The organism is Citrobacter sp. R56, from assembly GCF_016811995.1.
GTDB lineage: Bacteria > Pseudomonadota > Gammaproteobacteria > Enterobacterales > Enterobacteriaceae > Citrobacter_D > Citrobacter_D enshiensis.
This window is the reverse complement of record NZ_CP069159.1, coordinates 2,593,821-2,617,315: the sequence shown is the minus strand read 5'-3', so window position 1 is coordinate 2,617,315 and position 23,495 is coordinate 2,593,821. Positions and strand designations below refer to the sequence as shown.

Sequence of the window (23,495 nt, the reverse complement as noted above, 5' to 3'; positions counted from 1 at the left end):
AATTAAAAACCGCGTAACCACTCGGCTAACACGAGAGCATGGTTTTGCCCGGTGTTTTTTGCTGAATACAGCAGCGTTAGCGTTTGCTGGCGGGCAATGTCCGCCAGCCGTTGGCCTTCCTGCGTATGTTGCGCCAGCTCTGCGCGGTACTGTTCTGAAAAGTGTGCGAAATCTATCGCTTCAGAGTGAAAGGCTTTACGCAATTCGGTCGATGGCGTCAGGGCTTTATCCCACTCATCACACGCTAGATCCGTTTTTTTGATCCCGCGTGGCCATAACCTGTCGATAAGCACACGATATCCATCGTTTTGATCTGCCGGGTCATAAACGCGTTTGCACTGAATTTTCATGTTTCCCTCTTATCAATTCGGGGGTTAACCGATCCCTATGATTGCCATAAAACAGGGTATGCCAGACTGACGCCATCGCGAACACTATAGCACCTGACGATGACGCCCCCTAAATTAAGGGATTGTGATAACCGCAAAAGATCGGTAGTTTGAGATTCCTTATGTTGTCCCTCATTGTACTGGCATAAGGAACTCCTCATGGAATTCTCCCCTGTTAAAGATACGCTACGCATCGCGCTGGTGGGTGATTACAACCCAGAGATCGTGGCGCATCAGGCTATTCCCCTGGCGATTGATGACGCCGCTGCTGTGCTGGAGCTCATGGCCGACTACGACTGGCTGACGACGTCTGATATCGGTAGCGCTGAAGATCTGGTGGGTTACGATGCGATTTGGGTGGTGCCTGGCAGTCCGTATCAGAATACGGAAGGCGCGCTGATCGCCATTCGCTATGCGCGGGAAAATAGCATTCCTTTTCTCGGAACCTGTGGCGGCTTTCAGCATGCCATTCTGGAGTATGCGCGTAATGTCGTGGGTTGGCGCGATGCCGCACACGCGGAGACCGACACTTCAGGCCGCATGGTGATTGCGCCATTGGCTTGTTCCCTGGTGGAAAAAACCGAGGCTATCGAACTGCGGGCGAATACGTTGATTGCTAAGGCGTATGGGCAGACGGTGATCTCTGAGGGCTATCACTGCAACTACGGCGTGTCTGAAGAATTTACCGCCGAACTTGAACGTGGCGATCTGCGGGTGACCGGCTGGGATGAAGCAGGCGAGGTTCGCGCGATTGAACTGGTGACGCATCCGTTTTTTGTCGGCACGCTCTTTCAACATGAACGCGGTGCGCTGACCGGCAAACCGGTGCCGCTGGTGCAGGCGATGCTGCGGGTCGCACGAGGTTAAACAAAAGGGCAGGTTATGACACCTGCCCGCAACGTTATTGTGTGGCGATCTCCCGGTTTCTCCCGGCGCAGAGTCCGAACACAGCCATCACCAGAGATAACACCGCCACCACCATCAGCGGAATGTGCCAGTCTCCGCGGGCGTCGTGAATTTTTCCCATCAACGGCGGACCGCACGCCGCGAGCAAGTAACCGACCGACTGCGCCATGCCCGAAAGCGCGGCAGCCTGGTGTGCAGAGCTGGCACGCAGGCCGATAAAGGTCAGCCCGAGGATCATCGTTGCACCGGAGCCAAACCCGTACAGCAGCGTCCACAGCACTGCTTGTCCCGGCATTAGCCAGATTCCGGCGGTACCTATCGCGCACATTAACGACACCCCGGCGGCAATACTGCGTTGATCGTTAAATCGGTGCAGAATCAGGGGGATCAGGAGCCCTGGTGCGGCGGTCGCCAGTTGCAACAGACCGTGAACGGAGCCTGCCTGCGACTCGCTGTAACCCTGGCTTATCAAAATCGCGGGTAGCCAGCCTATTATCACGTAATAAATCAGCGAGTTAATTCCCAGAAACAGTGTGACCTGCCAGGCAAGGGCAGAACGCCAGATACCGCGGGTGTGCAAAGCTCTGGAAGTACTCAGACTGGCCTGGGCGGTATTGTGCCACTGGGGTAGCCAGATGAGAAAGGCCAGCAACGGGAAGGCCATCAGCATGAATAGCGCCCCGCGCCAGCCAAAGCCGTGTAGCGCTAACGGCACAACCAGTGCGGATCCGAGCGCGGCAGCAGCACCCATCGTGAGTGAATAGGCGCCCGTGAGTTTTGCCACATGCTGCGAGAAATCTCGCTTGATAAGCCCTGGCAACAGCACATTACCGAGGGCGATACCGCAACCGATGATCGCCGTTCCGCTATATAAAAAGCAGGGTGAGGGGAGTGAGCGTACGCCGATCCCGAGGCAGATCAGCAGCATGGCGGCAAACAAGCTGCGCTCCATCCCATATCGGCGAGCGATCGGCGCCGCCAGCGGCGAAACCAGCGCAAAGGCCAGCAAGGGTAAAGTGGTCAGGAGACCGGTTTGGGCCGTCGTCAGTCCGTAATCAGCACGGATAGCCTCCAGCAGCGGCGCCGCACCGGTGAAGGTAACGCGCAGCGTGGTGGCAATCATCAGGATACCGGCAATCAGTAAGCCGGTATTTTTGCCGCGTAATGCAGGTGAAAGGGTCATTGTCTTCTCATCGTGTCAGGCGAGGCGCTACCTTACCGTTTTTACAGGTTGGATGAATCAAGCTAAAATGACAGATTATCGCTAAAATCGGACAAGTTGATGATTGGTTTGAGACTGGATGGCTATGAGCCAGATCTTCACCACGATGTCGCCGTCGCGTTTTGTATCCGCGCCCGAGAAGACGAACTGTTCAGCCCATTGCATCAGCATCGCAAGGGGCAACTGATCCTGGCCCAGCATGGCGCGATCACCTGTGAAGTTGAAAATGCGATGTGGATGGTGCCGCCGCAGTACGCCGTCTGGATACCCGGTGGAATTGCGCACAGCAACCATGTTACCGCCGGAGCCGAGCTGTGCTTTTTGTTTATAGAGCCAGAAGCGGTAAAAATGCCGGAACGCTGTTGCACGTTGAAAATTGCCCCGCTGTGCCGGGAGCTTATCTTAGCACTGGCCGACAGATCGGATCTTCAGCGTACAGAACCGACCACACAGCGACTGACGCAGGTGCTGTTTGATGAGCTTCCACAGCAGCCCCAGGAGCAGATGCAACTGCCGGTCTCCGGGCATCCGAAAATTCGCCGAATGGTGGCGACGATGGCACGTGAGCCCGCCCAATGGCAGACGCTGGGGCAGTGGGCCAGTGAGTTTGCCATGAGCGAACGTAATCTGGCTCGACTGGTGGTGAAGGAAACAGGACTCAGTTTTCGCCGCTGGCGTCATCAGTTACAGCTTATCCTGGCGCTGCAGGCGCTGATTGACGGTAAAGGCGTTCAACAGGTGGCGCAAACGCTGGGTTATGACTCGACAACGGCGTTTATCACCATGTTTAAAAAAGGCCTGGGACAAACACCAGGCCGTTATCTGACGGGATTAACTACTGCTTCCCAACAATCAGCGAAACCAGTCCCGCCGCAATAAGCGGCCCCACCGGCACGCCGCGAAACAGAGCGACGCCGAGGACGGTTCCCACCAGCAGACCGGCGACAAGCTGTGGCTGGCTGCCCATCAGCGTTACGCCGCGTCCCCCTAACCAGGAGACAAATACGCCCACCGCAATGGCGACCAGTGATTTCCAGTTTGCAAAGGAGTGAATCAGCGTGGAGGGGGGAAGTGTTCCGCTGGCGATGGGCGCCATAACGCCAATTGTCAGAATAATAATCCCCACCGTGAGACCCTGTTTCTCAATCCACGGGAAAAAGGTATTTAGCGGGGTCACGCGGACGATAATCAGTACCAGAATTGAAACGGCGACAGTGGTGTTATGGCTAACAAAGCCGAGAGCCGCCAGTCCGAGTAGGATCAGCAGAGTGACATCAAACATCGGGGTTTCCTTGCCAAAAAAAGATAAGCCTGCTTACTGTACGCGTAAATGCGTAGCTGAACAGGCTTTTTTTGTTGCCGGGTTTTATTTTTAGGCAAATGCCCGAGGTCGGTTTTTAAACAGAAGAGGCTGTCATTAAATTGCCATCTATTTGCACTATCAATAACAAGTGAGTTTTCATTTTTGTCACCACGGGGTGAAACCATGAACGATCACATGTTTATTGAGACGCTGTTCATTACCTCTTCTTTTTTGGCCATAGCCGTCGTTATTGTGATTTCAGTGCTGGTTCTCGAAAGAAGCCATTAACTCACGATGATATGCGACGGAATGTGACCAGTTCTGGCTGGGCGATGCGAAGGTAATCTTCGGTCTTCAGGATGACGGATTTATCCAGTACGCCCGCGTTAAACGCGACCTCGCTAAAACGTTCGAACAGCAGCGGGTCGGCGACCAGTTTCAGCTTAGGATGGAAGCTGAAAGGGGGGATCGCGCCAAATACGCAGCCTGTCAGTTCGTCAACTTCTGCCGGGCTGGCAAGGGAGGCGCGCAAACCGCCCAGATGGGTTGCCAGTTGCGCGAGATCGGCCTGCTGATCGGCGGAAAGAATAGCCAGTACGTGCTGGTTGACGCCATTGCCTTTCACTTTGCAGACCAGCGCTTTTGCGCCCTGACCCAACGCTGTACCGCGGATTTCAGAAACGGCTTCACATTTGCCTACGGGCTCATGGCTGACCTCGCGCCAGCTCGCCCCTTCCTGTGATAATAAGGCAATCAATCGCTGATGCGTCGCGGTGCCTTTAACAACTTCGGTCATGCTTACTCCTGACTTCACAGAGAAAAATCAACGCGAAAAGACTATCACGAACGATCCCGCTTTTGTTGCTTGTTGAGGTAGAGTTGCGCATCGGAAGCCTGATATGCGTCATCAATAGTGTCATTCGCCTGCATGGTATACATTCCCCAGGAAAAGCTGATCGTTCTTTCGTCGGCGATGATTTGCAGGTGTGTCGCGATCCGCATCGGGAGTGTGTTCGCGGCGTCTACAGCATAATCGATAAGAATAATGCAGAATTCATCGCCGCCAAGACGAATGGCGTAATCGCTTTTACGAATTGATGCTTCAATGGACTTTGCGAGGATCGTAATCGTCCGATCGCCTTCCTGATGCCCGTGGGTATCGTTGATCATTTTCAATTTGTCGCAATCAATGGCGATGAATGTAACGGGCGTTCCTGATTTCACCAGGCGTTGTAAACGTAGCTCAAGGGTGGGCGTTAATATTTTTCGGTTATAGAGCCCGGTCATGGCATCGCTGATATTTTCACGCGTGATGTTGTGATACAGACGAAAATGCATTCTGACCATATTCAGTAGCAGCGCAGTGGCCAACAGGTAGAAGGCAAAAAGCTTCCAGGAAGAGACGACAAAGTACATTAAATCGAGGGACAGCGTGACACGCATCCCACCCGGAATGTTATGAACATGGTGAACATACGGGAAGAGATCGCTTTCACTCTGGTGAATGTCAATTGTGTTTCCTGATTCGATATCTGCCAACGTCACATTCAGATAACGCGAGACCAGAGGGCGGTCATCGGTATAAAAAATATTCTTCAGATTATCCTGGTTAATGTCTACCATCACCATGCCTTTCAACTTTCCGGATAAATAGACCGGCGTTAAAAAACTCATCACTTTCTTTTGTGTGAGATCGTCGTGATAGATGCTGGAAATAACCGTGCGACCGGTAAATAAATCATCAATATCCTCCCGGTCAATGCCTAATGTTGCATTTTGCAGGAAAGACCAGTGGTGCATCGAAAATTGGCGTGAATTGACCAGATCGTAGAAATAGATGTAGTGATTTTTCAAATCGAAATAATAACGGAATTTATACTCCAGCGTTCCCAGCCCCTGGTTGAAATCCACTTGCTGGCGATTGACGTTCACTGCCTGGTCGAAGGCCGGGAGCAAGAACACGTCATCGAGTTGTTCCGTGCAGCGTTCGGCAGATGTCTGCAACGTGCCGTGTAGCGCACGGTAATTATGCGCAGTGAGGTTGAGTCCGTGTGTATCGTTGAGAGTCTCAAAGGCAGCGCATAATGCGTTTTTCTCCGCTGTCGTTACAGGCGTTTTCGGCGAGGCGAATGTACGCATTAAATGCGCAGCAATACTCTGATTTTTATATTTATCATACAGAAAAGAGGAATCTGCTTTCTCGATGATGTAACGCATATAGGCGTTCATCGCCTTGTTACTGGCAATAAGTTCGTAAACCAGGAAAGAAGAGGTCAGGACGATGACGCTTGCGTAGATAAAGTGCCTGAGCGCTTTATGATGCAATTTCATGGTAAATGACACCCCTTGCCGATCGGAAACTGAAGATTATCGCACAATATCCGTTTGTACTCATAATGCAGAAGGTGTTAATTATACTCATGAACAGGATGTGGGACAGCGCTAATGAGGAAATAGGCGAAAAAGTAGGAAGACAATGGTCATACACATTGTGTATGACCATAATTAAAACAGCCCACTCAGGTGTGATGGATCACCACTTGATTACGGCCATTGTTTTTAGCTTCATAGAGTGCTTTGTCTGCCTGAACCATGATGTCCGAAGCGCTGTAATCTGGCGTGGTCGCAAAAAAAGCACCTATGCTTATTGTCATCGGTTCAGGGATATTATAAATGTTATTTTCTCCGGTGAGCATTTCAACATTTTTACGGATTTTTTCAGCAATAAATCTGGCCTGGGTTATATTAGTTTTATAAAGCATGACGCCAAATTCCTCTCCGCCCAGGCGCGCCAGCAGATCTTCTGAGCGAAGGCTTTGTTGTATAATATTAACAATTGAGATGATCACCCTATCTCCCACCACATGTCCCCATCGGTCATTGATTCTTTTAAAATGGTCAATATCGAGAAACAAAAGACAAAAGCATGTTTTGTTCCTGGTGTTTAATCGTAACTCGAGTTCATTAAAGAAATAGCGGCGATTATAGATATTGGTCATTACATCATGAACGGCCAGTTTGTTTGCTAAGTGTAACTCCTTAAATATGTTATGAATGAGAATTGAGATGATGAAAAGCTTACTGGCGACTTCGATCCCCCGACTGATATACCAGACAGTATAGTTATAATCATCCAGAGCCAGCAGTAATAAATTACAACATATTGCCGAAAGGCAAAGCAGGGCAATATAAGGCCAAAGATCAGATGCCAGTCGGGTTTGGGTGATGATAAAGAAAAGTAAAAATGACCACAGGCATATGATGATTTTAAGGTAGTTAGCGCCCCATGTGACGGCTTCATTTTTTCTGGAGTAATCGACAATAAACCAGCAATAATCTGGGTTATAACTGCTCAGGTTATGGGCAATCACAGGAAAGAAGAAGAACGGGATCAGCGACATTAGCAAAACGACGGTTTTTTTCTTATTATCGGTTTGGTCTACGTTATTGATGTCTGAACAGAACAGTGCCAGAGATAGTAAGAATATAAAGCTTAATTGTCGAAAGAGATAAAAGATTGAGATATCATTCGATTTCATCTGAATTAATGCGCTCTCGATAATCGGTTCCTTGATGATAAATATTGTTTCTACAAAATAAACCAGACTGCTCAGGAACGCTAAGCTCATAATGAGAGTTGAAAAATGACGGCTGTTGGCAAAATATTTTAAAATCATAAAAATGAAAATTATCGCGTTCAAGAAAAATAACGCCACGACAACAATAAGATAATTTAATTGCGGTATCGATTTTACGCTGGAATTTTCCTGATATAGCATTGTGAGACAAAATAAGATAACGAAAAGTAGCAGGGTGAATAAAAGAATGCTCCGTGCATTTATTTTATGCTTTTCCATAAAACAACTCTTAATGGCAATCGATTGTGATGTGGGTGGGATTCTATTGATGATAAAAATGTTCAGTGTTGATTGTGATCAACTATTTTCGTTCAGGGCAGGGACTATTCTCTGATAAAACGGAAAAGATAAATGTCTGATGTGAGTTTTTCCGAATGATAACGTGAGAAATAAATTATGTAGAGGTTTTGGGAATTAACGGACTTGATTATCAACACGGTGTTTATTAAGCCAGCAAGTAAAATAATCACCAGGAGAAATCAGCCAGTGGCGTTAACCGCTGGCTGATGGCGAATGATTAATCTCTGTTAGTGGCGCCTTGCTTATGAAAAAGCTCGCGGAATACCGGATAAATATCATCCTGATCGCGAATATGCTGCATCGCAAAGTTTTCGAACGTGGTTTGCAGATGCTCATATTCCCGCCAGAGGGTCTGGTGAGCGCGTCGGGTGATCTCGATATAGCTGTAATAGCGTACGACCGGCAGCAGTTTTTTCGCCAGAATTTCGTGACACAAAGGCGAATCATCCGCCCAGTTATCGCCATCAGACGCTTGTGCCGCATAAATATTCCATTGTGCGGGGTCGTAACGATCCTTCACCACATCATCCATTAATTTCAGGGCACTGGAGACAATGGTGCCGCCCGTTTCCTGAGAATAGAAAAACTCATGCTCGTCAACTTCTTTGGCCTGAGTGTGGTGGCGGATATACACCACCTCAACGTTCTTATATGTCCTGCTTAAAAACAGATACAGCAGAATATAAAAACGCTTGGCCATGTCTTTGGTGGACTGGTCCATGGAGCCTGACACGTCCATCAGACAGAACATCACCGCCTGGCTGGAAGGGTCAGGGCGTTTTTCGTAGTTCTTGTAGCGGAGATCAAAAGTGTCGATAAACGGCACGCGCGCAATTTTTTCCCGCAATTCGGCAATTTCTTTGCGTAGCCGCTCTTCTTCAAGTAACTGTACCGGTTCGCTTTTGCTGATGGTTTCCAGCGCGTCTTCCAGCTCATGCAATTCTCTGCGTTTACCGGCGGTCATTGCCGTGCGGCGCGCCAGAGAGTTTTGCAGAGAACGCACCACGCTAATGTTGGCCGGAACACCGTTAGAGGTAAAACCCGCCCGGTGCGTTTTATACTCGGTTAGCTGGCGTTGTTGGTTTTTCTTCAGGTTAGGCAGGGCCAAATCTTCAAAGAGCAGATCCAGATATTCGTCTTTTGAAATCTGAAAGACGAATTCATCCTGGCCTTCACCGTCCTGACTGGCCTGGCCTTGTCCGCTTCCTGAGCCGCCGCCACCGCCCTGAGGACGTTCAATGCGGTCATTTTGCACAAAATGATCGTTACCCGGGTGTACGCGATGGCGCAGACCGCCACGCCCCTGATGAAACATCGGTTCGCTGATATCTTCTGTGGGAATGGAGACGGACTCACCGCTCTCCACGTCGGTGACCGAACGCTTGTTAATGGCCTCGGAGATCGACTGTTTAATTTGCCCTTTGTAACGGCGTAAGAAGCGCTGGCGATTCACAGTGCTTTTATTCTTCCCATTCAGGCGCCGGTCTATAAACCAGGTCATATGCCCCCCGTACTGCATTTGCCAACTTCATGCTACGCCTGTAGCGCCGGATAAGCGCCGCTTATCCGGCCTACGGTTCGCTGTCGTTCCAGACCCGGTAAGCGCAACGCTACCGGGCTGGTTTTATGACGATTTACGTACGCGCAAATACCATTCGCACAACAGACGCACCTGCTTGCGGGTATAGCCTTTTTCCATCATACGGTCGACAAAATCGTCGTGTTTCTTCTGCTCATCTGTAGAGGTTTTGGCGTTGAATGAAATTACCGGCAACAGCTCTTCGGTGTTCGAGAACATTTTCTTCTCAATCACGGTGCGCAGTTTCTCGTAACTGGTCCAGTTCGGATTGCGACCGCTGTTATGCGCGCGAGCACGCAGAACAAAGTTGACGATCTCGTTACGGAAATCTTTCGGGTTGCTGATGCCCGCCGGTTTTTCGATTTTTTCCAGCTCTGAGTTCAGCGACTCGCGATCGAACAGCTGACCGGTATCCGGGTCGCGATACTCCTGATCCTGAATCCAGAAATCCGCATAAGTGACATAACGATCAAAAATGTTCTGCCCATATTCGGAGTAGGATTCGAGATAGGCGGTCTGGATCTCTTTGCCGATAAACTCAGCATATTTCGGGATCAGATAGCCTTTCAGGAACTCAAGGTAACGCTCTGCCTGCTCTTGTGGGAACTGCTCACGCTCGATCTGCTGTTCGAGGACGTAGAACAGATGCACCGGGTTGGCTGCCACTTCAACGTGATCAAAGTTAAAGACGCGGGAGAGGATCTTAAACGCGAAACGCGTTGACAGACCGTTCATCCCTTCATCGACGCCTGCGTAATCACGATACTCCTGGTAGGATTTCGCTTTCGGGTCGGTATCTTTCAGACTCTCGCCGTCGTAGACGCGCATTTTCGAGTAGACGCTCGAGTTCTCCGGCTCTTTCAGTCGGGAAAGGATCGAGAAGCGCGACAGGGTTTCGAGGGTTCCCGGCGCGCAAGGCGCGTGCGTTAACTCACTGTGATTAAGCAATTTCTCGTAGATTTTGATCTCTTCAGAAATGCGCAGGCAATACGGCACCTTCACGATATACACACGGTCGAGGAAGGCTTCGTTGTTTTTGTTGTTGCGGAACGTCACCCATTCGGATTCGTTCGAGTGGGCAAGGATAATACCGTTAAAGGGCAGGGCAGAAATGCCTTCTGTCCCGTTATAGTTGCCTTCCTGGGTCGCCGTCAGCAGAGGATGCAGCACTTTAATCGGCGCTTTGAACATCTCGACGAATTCCATAATCCCCTGGTTGGCACGGCACAGTGCGCCGGAGTAACCGTAAGCATCAGGATCGTTTTGCGCATGGTGTTCGAGTTTACGAATGTCCACCTTACCGACCAGCGCGGAGATGTCCTGGTTGTTTTCATCACCCGGTTCCGTTTTGGCGATGGCGATTTGTTCAAGAATCGACGGCCACACTTTCACCACGCGGAATTTGGTGATGTCGCCACCGAAGTCGTGCAGGCGTTTCGCCGCCCACGGTGACATGATGGTGCCGAGATAACGGCGCGGAATGCCGTACTCTTTTTCGAGAATTTGCGCATCTTCCTGCGGATTAAACAGGCATAACGGGTGATCGTTTACCGGGCTGCGTTCACCGTTTGCGCTCAGGATATAAATCGGAACAAGCTGCATTAAAGACTTCAGTCTTTCAGCAAGCGAGGATTTACCGCCCCCTACAGGCCCCAACAGATACAGGATCTGTTTCTTCTCTTCCAGCCCCTGCGCCGCGTGTTTCAGATAAGAGACAATCTGTTCAATCGCGTCTTCCATGCCATAAAACTCTTCAAAGGCGGGATAACGAGCAATCACCCGGTTTGAAAAGAGTCGAGAAAGTCGGGGTTCCTGGGCAGTATCGACCATAATGGGCTCACCAATGGCCATCAATAGCCGCTCTGCCGCGTTGGCATAAGCACTGCGATCTTGCCGACAAGTGGTAAGAAACTCCTGCAGTGTGAACTCTTCGTCCTTGGCAGCTTCATAGCGCTGGCGATAGTGATCGAATATATTCATGGTATGCCGTCCTTTCGTTTTTTAGCACATGTTAAGAGCCGTTCATATGAATAGTAGAGGCCCCCGGAAGAGGTAAACTGAACGACGCCTCTGCTGTCTCTTGTTGTAAAAAACAGCAACTCTCATGCCAAATTGGCGGCCAAGAGATCAACGTGCCCGGTGATACACCTTCTTAAAATTAAGCGTAGATGGCATTTGCAAAACTTGCCTGTGCGCTTAAATGAATTTCAATGGCATATCAATAACTCATCCACAAAAAATGCATATTTAATGTAAAGATAAAGGACGAAAATCACGCAGAATTCACCGGACTGAAAATGAAATGTCATCTGCTGCTGAAAAATTAGTCGGTTACATTTTGTGAGTAATAAGTAAAATGGTTGGGTTGAAACGTATTGGCGGTTACACTTTTGCTGCTAAACATTTGAATAAGGAATTATGGATTGTGACCAAACTCAAACTTCTGGCACTTGGCGTGCTTATCGCAACGACGACGAATGTCGCACAAGCTGAAAGCAACCTGACGTTGGGCGCAGGTGTTGGTGTGGTTGAGCACCCCTATAAAGATTACGATACCGACGTATATCCGGTTCCAGTCATCACCTATGAAAGTGAAAATTTCTGGTTCCGTGGTCTGGGTGGTGGATACTACCTGTGGAATGACAACACCGATAAATTGTCGATTACCGCGTACTGGTCTCCGATGTATTTCAAACCGGAAGACAGCGACAATCACCAACTTCGCCAGCTCGACAAACGTAAAAGCACCATGATGGCAGGGCTGTCTTACGTTCATAACACGCAGTATGGCTTCCTGCGCACTACGCTTGCGGGTGACACGCTGGATAACAGCAACGGCATCGTGTGGGATCTGGCCTGGCTGTACCGTTATACCAATGGCGGTTTGACATTAACGCCGGGTATCGGTGTGGAATGGAACAGCGAAAACCAGAACGAGTACTACTATGGCGTCTCGGGCAAAGAGTCTTCGCACAGCGGTCTGCGTAGCTACGACCCGAACGACAGCTGGAACCCGTACCTGGAAATTAGCGCCAACTACAATTTCCTCGGTAACTGGAGCGTGTACGGTACTGCGCGCTATACCCATTTGTCGGATGAAATTAGCGACAGCCCGATGGTAGACAAATCCTGGAGTGGTCTGATCTCCACCGGGGTTACCTACAAGTTCTGATTGTGCATCATTACAGTGCATTTTGTGCATCAAAACAGGGCGCTCGCGCCCTGTTTTGCATTACGGTAGTGCATAACACGGGAGGATACGATGACAGAAAAACAGGTTGTTTTTAGTGGCCAGCTCACACTCCCTGCGGTGGGACAGGGGACCTGGTATATGGGTGAAAAATCCCATCATCGACGGGCCGAGGTGAATGCACTGCGTGCGGGCATTGATTTGGGGTTAACGCTTATCGACACCGCAGAAATGTACGCTGAAGGTGCGGCAGAGGAGGTGGTCGGCGAAGCGCTGGCAGGCCGGCGTGATAAGGTCTTCCTGGTCTCGAAAGTGTATCCGTGGAATGCCGGAGGGCAGAAAGCCATTACCGCATGTGAAGGCAGTCTGCGCCGCCTGAATACCGATTACCTGGATCTCTATTTATTACACTGGTCAGGCAGCTATTCATTTGCAGAGACGGTCGAGGCGATGGAAAAGCTGATCGCGCAGGGAAAAATCCGTCGCTGGGGCGTTTCTAATCTTGATGATGACGCTATGCAGAAATTATGGCAGGTTGCTGGCGGGAAGCAGTGCGCCACCAATCAGGTGCTTTATCATCTGGCTTCTCGTGGGATTGAGTATGACCTGCTGCCATGGTGCCAGCAGCATCAGATGCCGGTGATGGCTTACAGCCCGCTGGCGCAAGCCGGACGTCTACGTAGCGGCTTATTGAACAATCCCGTCATTAATGAGATTGCCCATGCTCACCGTGCGAGCGCGGCGCAAATCCTGCTGGCGTGGGTCATTAGTCATCAGAGCGTGATGGCGATTCCAAAAGCGGCAAGCGTTGAGCATGTGCAGCAGAACGCGGCGGCGCTGAATATTACCCTTTCAGCCAGTGATCTGGCTGCACTGGATAAAGCGCATCCGGCCCCGAAGGGGAAAACCGCGCTGGATATGGTGTGACGATGCCGGATGTTATTTTCGTAGGCCAGATAAGACGTTAGTCGCCATCTGGCATTGTTTGCCGGATGGCGATGCTCACGCATCTTATCCGGCCTACAGAAACACCGGCATCACTTACCGCTTAACGTTTGGCGACGCGGATCGTTTGCGCCAGACGAGAAGGCTTCTCTTCGGTGGTCTTTTGCTGCGCGGTAGCGTACACCGTCTCGACACAAACAAACGTCTTGTAACCATCATCCGGCATATCACCCATGCTCACGGACAGCGCCGGGCCAGGGTTCCAGCCTACCACGTTGAGGTGGTGATGGTGCACGACGTCAATAGTGCGATTGAGCGCGTCATCGTGAATGACGCTGCAGGCCTGCGGATTCAGGTACACGCGGTCAGTCCTGTCCGGGAACGTTTGCACGCCGTCAGCCAGCACATCTTCTTTGGCATCGTTCACTTTATCGATAAAGCGATCGCCAAGACCACTGACTTTCACTGCCGCAATATCGCCGACGTTAAAATAGGTGTGCAGCGCGGAGGTTGTTTCAAACTCACCGTGGGCTTCCAGCTCAATCTCGCAGGTTTTCCCCAGTTTAAAACGGGCTAACAGCGTAAAGTCATGCGGCCAATACTTGCGGGTGGCGTCACTGCTTTGCAGTTCAAAGGTCAGGACCACGCCGTTATCGTCTTCGTTGTGCGCTTTCAGCGTCCACGGCAGGTTACGGGCAAAACCGTGAGCAGGCAGGCCTGCCTGTGCCGCCGGGCCAAACCACGGCCAGCAAATCGGCACGCCGCCGCGCAACGCGGTGCCTGTTTTGAACGGCGTCGTGTTGCTTAACCACAGAACTTCGTCTTCGCCTGCCGGTTTCCAGGAGAGCAGGTGCGCGCCCTGTAATGCGAAAGAGGCTTTTACCTGCGGGTGGTCGACAACGATCACCTCCAGCTCATCAAGCTGGCGGCGGGAGAGGACAGGGGTAATATGTTCGATTATCGGCAGTGCAAAAATTTTATTGATCATCACGTAATCCTTTCTCTTCAGGCAAAAAAAAGAGCGACCGAAGTCGCTCTCTTACAGATTACTGTTTCATCTCAACTTATTTGGAGATGTGAGCAATCAGATCCAGAACTTTGTTGGAGTAGCCGGTTTCGTTGTCGTACCAGGATACCAGTTTCACGAAGTTGTCGTTCAGTGCGATACCAGCTTTAGCATCGAACACGGAAGTGCAAACTTCACCGTTGAAATCGGTAGATACAACGTCGTCTTCGGTGTAACCCAGAACGCCTTTCATCGGGCCTTCGGAAGCAGCTTTGATTGCTTTCTTAATGTCTTCGTAAGAAGCCGCTTTTTCCAGACGAACAGTCAGGTCAACAACGGATACGTTCGGGGTCGGAACACGGAACGCCATACCAGTGATTTTACCGTTCAGCTCTGGCAGTACAACGCCTACAGCTTTAGCAGCACCGGTAGAAGAAGGGATGATGTTCTGAGCCGCGCCACGGCCGCCGCGCCAGTCTTTGTGAGACGGGCCGTCAACAGTTTTCTGAGTAGCGGTGGTTGCGTGAACGGTGGTCATCAGGCCTTCAACGATACCGAAGTTGTCGTTGATAACTTTAGCCAGCGGAGCCAGGCAGTTAGTGGTGCAGGATGCGTTGGAAACGATGTCCTGGCCAGCATATTTGTCAAAGTTAGCGCCTTTAACAAACATTGGGGTTTTGTCTTTGGACGGACCAGTCAGAACCACTTTTTTCGCGCCAGCTGTGATGTGCTTACGAGCGGTTTCGTCAGTCAGGAACAGACCAGTAGCTTCAGCAACTACGTCAACACCAACTTCGTCCCATTTCAGGTTAGCCGGATCACGTTCAGCGGTAACACGGATTTTTTTACCGTTAACGATCAGATGACCGTCTTTCACTTCAACGGTACCGTTGAAACGGCCGTGAGTGGAGTCATATTTCAGCATGTAAGCCATGTATTCAGCGTCTAACAGATCGTTGATTGCAACGATCTCGATGTCAGAACGTTCTTGAGCAGCACGGAAAACAATGCGACCGATACGGCCAAAACCGTTGATACCTACTTTGATAGTCATATATTCCACCAGCTATTTGTTAGTGAATAAAAGGTTGCCTGTAAAATTACAAAAACCTTACGCAGCGTCAAGCGGAATCGTGTCAATCATTGCGACAAATCAATCCTCTGAACAAGCTTTGCACGACTGATTCACCTCACTCTTCCTTTGGGCTTCAAACCACGTGGGGGCGGCGCCCCGAATTTTAAAGGGCAACTCAGATAAAAATGTGATTGCGATCACGAATCACGAGCTGCCATTTCGCCAGGATCAAGTTTAGAACAAAAGTTCGTACTGAGGTGTTAATGTTTTGTTAGAATCGGTTGCGTAATGTGAGCATGACTACAGCGAGATGCGAGTAAATGGCTAACCAACCCTCTCCGGAAGAACTGAAAAAAAATTTGTCGGAAATGCAATTTTACGTGACGCAAAATCACGGCACAGAACCGCCGTTTACCGGGCGTTTGCTGCATAACAAGCGGGGTGGGACCTACCATTGCCTGGTCTGTGATGCTGCGTTATTTCACTCCCAGACGAAGTTTGATTCGGGCTGTGGGTGGCCCAGTTTTTATGAGCCGGTCAGCGAAAAGTCAATTCGTTACATTAAAGATACTTCCCATGGGATGCAGCGTATTGAAATCCGCTGCGGGAGCTGTGATGCGCACCTGGGACACGTCTTCCCGGACGGCCCGCAGCCGACCGGCGAGCGTTATTGCGTCAATTCAGCCTCATTAAGCTTTACCGATGATGAAAATGGCGAACAAATCAAAGGCTGAAAAAACGATTCAGCAAATTATTCCAGAGGAGCGGACTTATCATGAACCTTGATGAGATGATCGACAGCATGACGCCGGAAGTTTATCAGCGGTTATCCACCGCGGTTGAACTGGGGAAATGGCCTGATGGCGTCGCGCTGACGCCGGAACAAAAAGAGAACAGTCTGCAACTGGTGATGCTGTGGCAGGCGCGTTACAACACCGATGCGCAGCATATGACGATTGACACCCAGGGTCAGATGGTGATGAAGAGTAAGCAACAGCTGAAGGCCGATTTCGGCATTGTACCGCCGCCGATAGCGACACTGAAAGTGCAGTAAGTTGTATTTGTTGCCCAGCGGTGCCAACGCTTGCTGGGCCTGTGTACGGGCCAGCCAGACCCAAAAAAGCGCAAAGGTTTTCACATCTACTCAGCTTTTTGGGCTTTTGACATTTACCCCCACGGCAATGGCTACGCGTTGGCTCTATGGCAACGTTTCGTGAAGTTCTTTTAACAGGGTGGTGGTGTTTTCTCTCTCGGCAGGTTGCTTATCCAGCAGATCCCATGCGCCGTTCACCGGTTTATTTCCGTCCATTCGGGAAACGGTTCTCTGTTTTTCGTGACGACTCGCCAAAAATCTCCGTCACGGCTTATATTTTCTCAGTTGCTAAGTTTTTTGTTGAGCAGCAGACGATGCCAAAAACAATCAAAAGCAGGGTAATGAGATGATAAGTCTCCAGCGTATTGCCGAGGAAAGCGATTCCCATTATCCCGCCAGAAATGGGGATGAGATGCGTGTAGATTTCGCTACGTGTCGTTCCTATCAGCGAAACACCTTTGTTCCAAAACACATAAGAAAGCCATGATGGAAAGATAATTAAATAGAGGATCCCGGCTATAACCGGAGGTGAAACCGTGTAAATCATACCGTGGAAGTCTTGCGAAAATGTGGCATGCAGCCAGTACATTGGCACAAGAATGATCGTGCCAATCAGGGAGCTGAAGGCAACAAATGAGGTATTTTTCACTTCTTTATTTTTGAGCCGCAACAACGCGCAGTAAAATGCCCAGCTCAATGCAGACACAATCGTCAGCACATCTCCCCAGCCGAAGGCCTGCAGACTGCTGGCGCCTTTAGCGTTGGAGAAGGCAAGATAGATAACTCCGGCAGTACTGGCAATGACGCCGAGGATATTTCTTCCGGAAATACGCTCCCGGAAAATAAAATAATTGATTAGCAACACCAGGCAAGGCGTGCTGGAAATATAGATGGACGCGTTTAGCGAGGTGGTGTACTGCAGCCCAATATACAAACTGAGAGGAAAACTAACCTGACCAAGCAAAGAGAAGAGAGTATTCATCCTGAGTTGACGGCGCAGTGCCGGATAGTCTTGAACAAATGTCTTCCAGTAAAGAGCAAACATCAGCAGCGTCGTGCCTCCCCAGCGTATAAGACTCAATCCGTAGGGATCGACATATTGCACCAGAATATGCCCGACGACATAATTTCCGCCCCAGAAAATGGCAGCCCATGTCAGAAATAAATAAGCCACGGCTAACTCCTTAAATGACTCGCAATACTGCTCCCAGAGCGTGGCGTAGATTGTAAGGGGATAAGATGGCGGTTTTTTGTGACTGAAATCGCAGGGGTTCATTGGCTTTATGAACATAAAAAGCGGTTTTTGCTGTCATGGCGGCAATATGAGGGGAAAAAGGCATCAGCCACCGCCGATGCCCGAATAAAACTTAAGCCTGCGTCTCTTCCCAGTCCTCCAGGGTATACAGCGTTGCGCCTGCGCCCGACATCTCCATAAACGCCTGTGTGCTGTCCTGCGGCTGGATATTCACCCCCCGGCAGCCGTCGGTGATAACGCTCACCGTATAGCCCAGTTGTAACGCGTCCAGCACGCTAAACTTCACACAGTAGTCGGTTGCCAGCCCCATGATGACCAGCGCCTCTATGCCATTGTCACGAAGCCAGGCGTCTAACGCCGTTTTCTGGCGACGGCCGTTATCATAAAAAGCACTGTAGCTATCAACTAACGGGTTTTCACCCTTATGGAAAATAGCCGTAATGGCGCGTTGATTGAGCAGGGGGTGGAGCGCCGCACCGTCGCTGTTTTGCACACAGTGATCGGGCCAGAAGGTTTGTGGTAAACCATCGAGCGTGCCCTGACTGTACGGCTGCGCCTGATGCTGGCTGGCAAAACTCCCGTGCCCGGCGGGGTGCCAGTCCTGACTGGCGATCACGGCGTCTCCCCGGGAAGCACACCAGGCAATCAGTTGGTTGGCAACCTCTACCGTACTGTCCCCTTCAGGAACCGCCAGTGCGCCACCGGCACAAAAATCATTCTGCAAATCGACCAGTAACAAGGCCCGGTTTGTCATTTCGTCCTCCTGAGGGCGACTCAGTCGTCCGGCGTCAGTTCACCGCGAAGGTTCTGCGTCATCGCGGTGCGAATGGTTTGTGTGTCTACGCCCTGGCTCAGCAAATAATGCAGTTTGGTCAGCGTCGCTTCAACGGTCATGTCGGCACCGCCAATCACCCCGGCGTGCGCCAGCGCGTTGCCCGTGGCGTAACCGCCCATGTTCACTTTGCCGGACATACATTGCGTAAGATTGACGACAACAATACCTCGCGAGCTGGCCTCTTCCAGTTCTTTAAGGAACTCTTTGTTTTGTGGCGCATTTCCCACACCATAAGAACGCAGAATCAGCGCTTTTACCGGCTGGCGCAGGAAGTTACGCACCACATCGGCGGAAATTCCCGGATAAATGGTCACCACGCCAATCGGCTGTGGGGTGATCGTATGCACCAGTAATTCACCTTCGCCGTGCGGTGCGGGTGGCGTACCCAACCGGCGAATATGGATCCCGGCTTCCAGCAACGGCTGTAGATTTGGGGACGCAAAAGCATCAAAACCGTCTGCGTGCGCCTTGGTGGTGCGATTACCGCGAAACAGGCGATTATTGAAAAAGAGCGTCACTTCGTTGATCGGGTAATTTGCCGCAATATACAGCGCATTCAGCAGATTGATTTGACCATCTGACCGCAGCTCCGCCAGTGGGATTTGTGACCCTGTCACTATGACCGGTTTACCCAGATTCTCCAGCATGAAGGAGAGTGCAGAGGCGGTAAACGCCATGGTGTCGGTGCCGTGCAAAATGACAAAACCATCGTATTCGTCGTAATGCGCTTTGATGTCTTCGGCAATATGCTGCCAGTCTTCCGGCGTCATATCGGATGAATCCATCAGGGGGGCGTATTCATGAATGGTGAAGTCTGGCATTTCAGGGCGATGGAACTCGGGCATCAGCGCCAGTTGACGTTGAAGATGGCCGGAAACAGGAATGTAGCCTTGTTCGGAACGCTGCATACCAATGGTACCGCCAGTATAAGCAACGTAAATCGATTTCTTCTGCATGATATTTTCTTCTGGAAAATAAAAACCCCTCTTCTTGTGAAGAGGGGTTGAGGATTAGCGAACGTTCGCGCAGGTTAAACAGAACGCATAACGGTTTTGTGGATCATTAAACGCCGCCAGCTTGTCGCTCTCCGCTTTGACCACGTTTGCCGCAGAGACCAGCGGGGCGGGCAGCATTGCCTGAATCGCTTCCGGCAGCACTGCGCGGACCGAGCCTGACATGCTGTCCATGACCAAATCAAAGAAGGTCGGCTCATCCTGATAGTAATCAATATGCCATTGCTTCAGTTTGGCCAGTTCAGCGGCTTTGGCGACCGCATCGTCAAAGTCACCCAGGCTGTCGACCAGACCGTTGGCTTTCGCATCCTGTCCGGTCCAGACATGGCCCTGCGCAATCTTATCAATTTGCTCCGGCGTGGTCTTACGTGCATCCGCCACCAGCGTGATAAAGCGCTTGTAACCGTTCTCAATACTCAGTTGTATCATCTGCTGCACTTCCGGCGGCAGGGCTTTGGTCATCGACATATCCGCCAGCGGGGAGGTGGAGACGCCGTCAGTATGGACGCCGATAGAATCCAGACTGTTTTCAACGGTATTGATCACCCCGAAGATACCGATAGAACCGGTCAGGGTGCTGGGGTTGGCCACAATATAACTGGCAGGCGTTGAGATCCAATAACCACCGGAGGCGGCCATGCCACCCATAGACACCACCACTGGCTTACCTGCCGCTTTCGCTGCTGCCAGTTCTGCACGGATCACTTCGGAGGCGCTGACGCTACCGCCAGGACTGTTGACGCGCAAGACGATCGCTTTCACTTTAGGATCCAGACGCGCATCGCGGATCTGCGAGGCAGTAGTGTCGCCACCGACATTCCCCGGCGTCTCTTCGCCATCCATGATTGCGCCATTCGCGAAGACCACGCCAATGCTGTCGCCGGTATCGGAAGGGGGATTCAGCGAGTAATTGTAATAGCTGATGGCGCGGTAATTATTTTCCTTTTTGCTCCAGCCAAACTGTTTGGTCAGCGCTTTTTCCACGTCGGCGCTGGAGGCGAGTGCATCCACCAGTTTGTTATCCAGCGCGTATTTCGCCGTGTCGCCATCCACTTTGCTCAGCCCGTCGAGCATGGCCTGCGCGCCGGGGAAGACCTGCTGGGCAGGGATCTGACGGTTTGCGGCAACCGTATTCAGGTAGTTTTGCCACAGCTCGCCAATCCAGCGACTGTCTGCTTCGCGCGCTGCCGGAGACATATCGTCGCGAATAAACGGTTCAACGGCGGATTTATAGGTTCCGACGCGGAAAACGTGCGTGGAGACTTTCAGCTTATCCAGCAGGGATTTGTAATACAGGCCATTGGTGGCAAACCCGTGCAGATCGACAGCGCCTTGCGGCGAGAGCCAAATTTTATTGGCGAAGCTCGCCAGATAATACTGCCCCTGAGTGTAGTTTTCGCCCACGGCAAAGACCGGTTTACCGCTGTCGCGGAACTCGCGCAGCGCCTTACCGATATACTGCATGGAAGGTTGATCCGCCCCGGCGAAATTTTTCAGGTCCATCACAATGCCGGTAATATTACGGTCGTCCTTCGCCTGACGAATCGTATTCACGATATCAAACAGCGAGTTTTCTTGCAGTCGGTCAGAACTTGCGCCAAAAAACTGGCGACCCAGAATGCCCAGGCGGTTGGTACTGGAGGGTTTATCGACGATCACGCCGGAAATATCCAACAGCAGCGCGCCACGCGCCGTTTGCTCGCTGGTATGACTGCTGCTGACCTGCATCCAGATGCCCACACCGACCAACACCAGCAGAATAAAGAACAGGTTAAGCACCAGTTCACGCACGAAATTCAGCAGTCGCCACGTCCATTTAAAAAATCCGGCAATAAATCGCCACAGGGTTCGCATGTATACTCCCTAACCAAAGAAACACAACGCCACTCTCGTCGTACCAGGAGAAAGCGCTAAGATGAGGCTATCGTAATGACCCAACCGGCTCTTGTCAGCAGGAATCACTGCCTGTGCTGTAACAAAATCTGCTCTCGTGTTAATTTTGTGAATTAACATCATTGCTGGAGTTAACTAAATGGATGCACTCGAATTACTTGTTAACCGCCGTAGCGCCTCTCGTCTGACTGAACCTGCTCCCGCCGGTGAACAACTGCAAAACATTTTGCGGGCAGGCATGCGCGCACCGGATCACAAATCTCTGCAACCCTGGCGTTTTTTTGTGATTGAAGGCGAAGGGCGCGAACGGTTTAGCGCCACGCTGGAGAAAGCCGCTATCGCGGAGGACGGGGATGAAAAAGCTGTTGAGAAAGCCCGCTCAGCGCCGTTTCGCGCGCCGCTGATCATTGCCGTGGTGGCGAAGTGCGAAGAGAACCATAAAGTACCGGTCTGGGAACAACAGATGTCCGCGGGCTGTGCGGTGATGGCGATGCAGATGGCGGCGATCGCGCAGGGCTTCAATGGGATCTGGCGCAGTGGCGCATTAACGGAAAGCCCGGTCGTGCGCGATGCGTTTCAGTGCCGGGCGCAGGATAAAATTGTGGGATTCCTCTATCTGGGGACGCCGCAACTGAAAGCCTCGACGAGCATTAACCTGCCGGATCCGACTCCCTTCGTCCGTTATTTTTAAGATATTCGACGAAACTGTCTGGATTGTGAGCAAAGACGCCGGAATTCAGACAGTCACTCTTATCACATCACTGAATGAGCGTTACCATAGCCGGATTGCAATGACAGGAGATGTCCATGAGCGAGCAAACTATTCGTTTAACGCAATACAGCCACGGAGCCGGTTGCGGTTGTAAAATTTCCCCCAAAGTGTTGGAAACCATCCTGCACAGCGAGCAGGCGAAGTTTGTCGACCCGAACCTGCTTGTGGGTAACGAAACCCGCGATGATGCGGCGGTGTACGATCTGGGTAATGGCACCAGTATTATCAGTACCACTGACTTCTTTATGCCTATAGTTGATAACCCGTTCGATTTTGGTCGCATTGCGGCGACCAACGCCATTAGCGATATTTTTGCGATGGGCGGCAAACCGATTATGGCGATCGCGATTTTGGGGTGGCCGATCAATACGCTGTCCCCGGAAATTGCCCGGGAAGTCACGGAGGGCGGGCGTTTTGCCTGCAAACAGGCCGGTATTGCGCTGGCGGGCGGTCACTCCATTGATGCGCCGGAGCCGATTTTTGGCCTGGCCGTTACCGGCGTTGTGCCTACTGAGCGCGTGAAAAAGAACAGTACCGCGCAGGCCGGGTGCAAGCTATTCCTCACCAAACCGCTGGGGATTGGCGTACTGACCACCGCAGAGAAAAAATCACTGCTGAAGCCGGAACATCAGGGACTGGCGACGGATGTGATGTGCCAAATGAATATTGCGGGCGCGGCGTTCGCCAATATCGACGGCGTGAAGGCGATGACCGATGTGACCGGTTTTGGTTTGCTGGGGCACTTAAGCGAGATGTGTCAGGGTGCAGGGGTACAAGCGCAAATTGATTATCAGGATGTGCCGAAACTGCCGGGCGTTGAAGAGTACATCCAACTGGGCGCAGTGCCAGGCGGTACGGAACGCAACTATGCGAGCTACGGGCATTTGATGGGCGAGATGCCGCACGCGGTACGTTCTCTGTTGTGCGATCCGCAAACCTCCGGTGGACTGTTGTTGGCGGTGACGCCGGAATCCGAAGCGGAAGTGAAAGCGACCGCGGCGGAGTTTGGTATCGATCTGACCGCCATCGGTGAGCTGGTTGAAGCCCGTGGCGGACGCGCCATGGTCGAGATCCGTTAATT

General features: G+C 51.3%; 22 protein-coding genes and 1 pseudogene. 9 read left to right on the top strand and 14 right to left on the bottom strand.

Annotated features, from left to right (window positions below):
- Positions 1-2: 2 nt before the first annotated feature.
- Complete coding sequence (locus JM656_RS12435; RefSeq protein WP_203358060.1) at positions 3-350, bottom strand: DUF488 domain-containing protein; 348 nt, start codon at positions 348-350, stop codon at positions 3-5.
- Between the two features lie 198 nt (positions 351-548).
- Between JM656_RS12435 and JM656_RS12430 the strand changes: the two genes are divergently transcribed.
- Positions 549-1,256 carry a CTP synthase gene (locus JM656_RS12430; protein ID WP_192611987.1) on the top strand — a complete coding sequence of 236 codons (708 nt, stop codon included), beginning with the start codon at positions 549-551 and terminating at the stop codon, positions 1,254-1,256.
- Positions 1,257-1,290: 34 nt separating this feature from the next.
- On the opposite strand, the gene JM656_RS12425 is transcribed toward JM656_RS12430, so the two are convergent.
- A complete protein-coding gene (locus tag JM656_RS12425; protein WP_203358059.1) occupies positions 1,291-2,478 on the bottom strand; it encodes a CynX/NimT family MFS transporter in 1,188 nt (395 codons plus the stop codon).
- A 99-nt stretch (positions 2,479-2,577) separates the two neighbouring features.
- Here JM656_RS12425 and JM656_RS12420 point away from each other — a divergent pair.
- Positions 2,578-3,370 (top strand): annotated as a pseudogene (locus JM656_RS12420) (helix-turn-helix transcriptional regulator); the annotation flags it as partial.
- Here the strand turns inward: JM656_RS12420 and JM656_RS12415 are convergent.
- Entirely contained in the window at positions 3,353-3,799 is a 447-nt protein-coding gene (locus tag JM656_RS12415) for a DUF441 domain-containing protein (RefSeq protein WP_203358057.1), read from the bottom strand. The pseudogene JM656_RS12420 and the gene JM656_RS12415 sit on opposite strands and share 18 nt — an antisense overlap.
- Positions 3,800-4,003: 204 nt before the next feature.
- Between JM656_RS12415 and yoaI the strand changes: the two genes are divergently transcribed.
- Positions 4,004-4,108, top strand: a complete 105-nt coding sequence (yoaI, locus tag JM656_RS22320; RefSeq protein WP_238929142.1) for a small membrane protein YoaI — start codon at positions 4,004-4,006, stop codon at positions 4,106-4,108.
- A 1-nt stretch (position 4,109) separates the two neighbouring features.
- Here the strand turns inward: yoaI and JM656_RS12410 are convergent, their stop codons facing one another.
- The 5 genes from JM656_RS12410 to yeaG all read right to left on the bottom strand — a co-directional run bounded on the left by JM656_RS12410 (position 4,110) and on the right by yeaG (position 11,317).
- A complete protein-coding gene (locus tag JM656_RS12410) occupies positions 4,110-4,616 on the bottom strand; it encodes a YbaK/prolyl-tRNA synthetase associated domain-containing protein (RefSeq protein WP_203358056.1) in 507 nt (168 codons plus the stop codon).
- 44 nt (positions 4,617-4,660) lie between these two features.
- The gene (dgcJ, locus tag JM656_RS12405) at positions 4,661-6,151 is read right to left on the bottom strand and encodes a diguanylate cyclase DgcJ (RefSeq protein ID WP_203358055.1); all 1,491 of its coding nucleotides are present in this window, start codon (positions 6,149-6,151) and stop codon (positions 4,661-4,663) included.
- A gap of 188 nt (positions 6,152-6,339) precedes the next feature.
- A complete protein-coding gene (locus tag JM656_RS12400; RefSeq protein ID WP_203358054.1) occupies positions 6,340-7,677 on the bottom strand; it encodes a GGDEF domain-containing protein in 1,338 nt (445 codons plus the stop codon).
- 298 nt (positions 7,678-7,975) lie between these two features.
- On the bottom strand, positions 7,976-9,259 hold the full coding sequence (locus JM656_RS12395) for a YeaH/YhbH family protein (protein WP_192611994.1): 1,284 nt from the start codon (positions 9,257-9,259) through the stop codon (positions 7,976-7,978).
- A 123-nt stretch (positions 9,260-9,382) separates the two neighbouring features.
- A complete protein-coding gene (gene yeaG / locus JM656_RS12390; RefSeq protein ID WP_203358053.1) occupies positions 9,383-11,317 on the bottom strand; it encodes a protein kinase YeaG in 1,935 nt (644 codons plus the stop codon).
- 445 nt (positions 11,318-11,762) lie between these two features.
- On the opposite strand from yeaG, the gene JM656_RS12385 reads away from it, so the two are divergent.
- Positions 11,763-12,509: a MipA/OmpV family protein gene (locus JM656_RS12385; RefSeq protein WP_203358052.1), complete on the top strand. Its 747-nt coding sequence runs from the start codon at positions 11,763-11,765 to the stop codon at positions 12,507-12,509.
- Between the two features lie 90 nt (positions 12,510-12,599).
- Positions 12,600-13,454 (top strand): aldo/keto reductase, encoded by an 855-nt coding sequence (locus JM656_RS12380; protein WP_203358051.1) that lies wholly within the window; start codon positions 12,600-12,602, stop codon positions 13,452-13,454.
- Positions 13,455-13,575: 121 nt separating this feature from the next.
- Here the strand turns inward: JM656_RS12380 and JM656_RS12375 are convergent, their stop codons facing one another.
- Positions 13,576-14,460, bottom strand: coding sequence for a D-hexose-6-phosphate mutarotase (locus tag JM656_RS12375; RefSeq protein ID WP_203358050.1), 885 nt, complete (start codon positions 14,458-14,460; stop codon positions 13,576-13,578).
- A 76-nt stretch (positions 14,461-14,536) separates the two neighbouring features.
- Positions 14,537-15,532, bottom strand: coding sequence for a glyceraldehyde-3-phosphate dehydrogenase (gene gapA / locus JM656_RS12370; RefSeq protein WP_203358049.1), 996 nt, complete (start codon positions 15,530-15,532; stop codon positions 14,537-14,539).
- Between the two features lie 341 nt (positions 15,533-15,873).
- Between gapA and msrB the strand changes: the two genes are divergently transcribed.
- Entirely contained in the window at positions 15,874-16,287 is a 414-nt protein-coding gene (gene msrB, locus JM656_RS12365) for a peptide-methionine (R)-S-oxide reductase MsrB (protein WP_203358048.1), read from the top strand.
- Between the two features lie 41 nt (positions 16,288-16,328).
- Positions 16,329-16,607: a YeaC family protein gene (locus tag JM656_RS12360; RefSeq protein ID WP_203358047.1), complete on the top strand. Its 279-nt coding sequence runs from the start codon at positions 16,329-16,331 to the stop codon at positions 16,605-16,607.
- Between the two features lie 310 nt (positions 16,608-16,917).
- On the opposite strand, the gene JM656_RS12355 is transcribed toward JM656_RS12360, so the two are convergent.
- The 4 genes from JM656_RS12355 to sppA all read right to left on the bottom strand — a co-directional run bounded on the left by JM656_RS12355 (position 16,918) and on the right by sppA (position 21,603).
- Positions 16,918-17,820, bottom strand: a complete 903-nt coding sequence (locus JM656_RS12355) for a DMT family transporter (protein WP_203358046.1) — start codon at positions 17,818-17,820, stop codon at positions 16,918-16,920.
- Positions 17,821-18,013: 193 nt separating this feature from the next.
- Positions 18,014-18,655, bottom strand: coding sequence for a bifunctional nicotinamidase/pyrazinamidase (gene pncA, locus JM656_RS12350; protein WP_203358045.1), 642 nt, complete (start codon positions 18,653-18,655; stop codon positions 18,014-18,016).
- Between the two features lie 20 nt (positions 18,656-18,675).
- Positions 18,676-19,692, bottom strand: coding sequence for an asparaginase (gene ansA / locus JM656_RS12345; protein WP_203358044.1), 1,017 nt, complete (start codon positions 19,690-19,692; stop codon positions 18,676-18,678).
- A 54-nt stretch (positions 19,693-19,746) separates the two neighbouring features.
- Entirely contained in the window at positions 19,747-21,603 is a 1,857-nt protein-coding gene (sppA, locus tag JM656_RS12340; protein ID WP_203358043.1) for a signal peptide peptidase SppA, read from the bottom strand.
- A gap of 178 nt (positions 21,604-21,781) precedes the next feature.
- Here sppA and JM656_RS12335 point away from each other — a divergent pair, with 178 nt between their 5' ends.
- Together JM656_RS12335 and selD are read left to right on the top strand one after the other, a co-directional pair.
- Positions 21,782-22,333, top strand: a complete 552-nt coding sequence (locus tag JM656_RS12335; RefSeq protein ID WP_203358042.1) for an NAD(P)H nitroreductase — start codon at positions 21,782-21,784, stop codon at positions 22,331-22,333.
- A 116-nt stretch (positions 22,334-22,449) separates the two neighbouring features.
- On the top strand, positions 22,450-23,493 hold the full coding sequence (selD, locus tag JM656_RS12330) for a selenide, water dikinase SelD (RefSeq protein ID WP_203358041.1): 1,044 nt from the start codon (positions 22,450-22,452) through the stop codon (positions 23,491-23,493).
- The last annotated feature ends 2 nt before the right edge of the window (positions 23,494-23,495 follow it).

Bases quoted from the DNA above. Each gene is read 5' to 3' on its own strand.
- dgcJ (WP_203358055.1), bottom strand. From the start codon at position 6,151: ATGAAATTGCATCATAAAGCGCTCAGGCACTTTATCTACGCAAGCGTC.
- JM656_RS12435 (WP_203358060.1), bottom strand. From the start codon at position 350: ATGAAAATTCAGTGCAAACGCGTTTATGACCCGGCAGATCAAAACGAT.
- JM656_RS12395 (WP_192611994.1), bottom strand. From the start codon at position 9,259: ATGACCTGGTTTATAGACCGGCGCCTGAATGGGAAGAATAAAAGCACT.
- sppA (WP_203358043.1), bottom strand. From the start codon at position 21,603: ATGCGAACCCTGTGGCGATTTATTGCCGGATTTTTTAAATGGACGTGG.
- JM656_RS12410 (WP_203358056.1), bottom strand. From the start codon at position 4,616: ATGACCGAAGTTGTTAAAGGCACCGCGACGCATCAGCGATTGATTGCC.
- JM656_RS12415 (WP_203358057.1), bottom strand. From the start codon at position 3,799: ATGTTTGATGTCACTCTGCTGATCCTACTCGGACTGGCGGCTCTCGGC.
- JM656_RS12425 (WP_203358059.1), bottom strand. From the start codon at position 2,478: ATGACCCTTTCACCTGCATTACGCGGCAAAAATACCGGCTTACTGATT.
- JM656_RS12430 (WP_192611987.1), top strand. From the start codon at position 549: ATGGAATTCTCCCCTGTTAAAGATACGCTACGCATCGCGCTGGTGGGT.
- selD (WP_203358041.1), top strand. From the start codon at position 22,450: ATGAGCGAGCAAACTATTCGTTTAACGCAATACAGCCACGGAGCCGGT.
- JM656_RS12335 (WP_203358042.1), top strand. From the start codon at position 21,782: ATGGATGCACTCGAATTACTTGTTAACCGCCGTAGCGCCTCTCGTCTG.
- yeaG (WP_203358053.1), bottom strand. From the start codon at position 11,317: ATGAATATATTCGATCACTATCGCCAGCGCTATGAAGCTGCCAAGGAC.
- JM656_RS12375 (WP_203358050.1), bottom strand. From the start codon at position 14,460: ATGATCAATAAAATTTTTGCACTGCCGATAATCGAACATATTACCCCT.
- ansA (WP_203358044.1), bottom strand. From the start codon at position 19,692: ATGCAGAAGAAATCGATTTACGTTGCTTATACTGGCGGTACCATTGGT.
- gapA (WP_203358049.1), bottom strand. From the start codon at position 15,532: ATGACTATCAAAGTAGGTATCAACGGTTTTGGCCGTATCGGTCGCATT.
- pncA (WP_203358045.1), bottom strand. From the start codon at position 18,655: ATGACAAACCGGGCCTTGTTACTGGTCGATTTGCAGAATGATTTTTGT.
- JM656_RS12400 (WP_203358054.1), bottom strand. From the start codon at position 7,677: ATGGAAAAGCATAAAATAAATGCACGGAGCATTCTTTTATTCACCCTG.
- JM656_RS12380 (WP_203358051.1), top strand. From the start codon at position 12,600: ATGACAGAAAAACAGGTTGTTTTTAGTGGCCAGCTCACACTCCCTGCG.
- JM656_RS12360 (WP_203358047.1), top strand. From the start codon at position 16,329: ATGAACCTTGATGAGATGATCGACAGCATGACGCCGGAAGTTTATCAG.
- msrB (WP_203358048.1), top strand. From the start codon at position 15,874: ATGGCTAACCAACCCTCTCCGGAAGAACTGAAAAAAAATTTGTCGGAA.
- yoaI (WP_238929142.1), top strand. From the start codon at position 4,004: ATGAACGATCACATGTTTATTGAGACGCTGTTCATTACCTCTTCTTTT.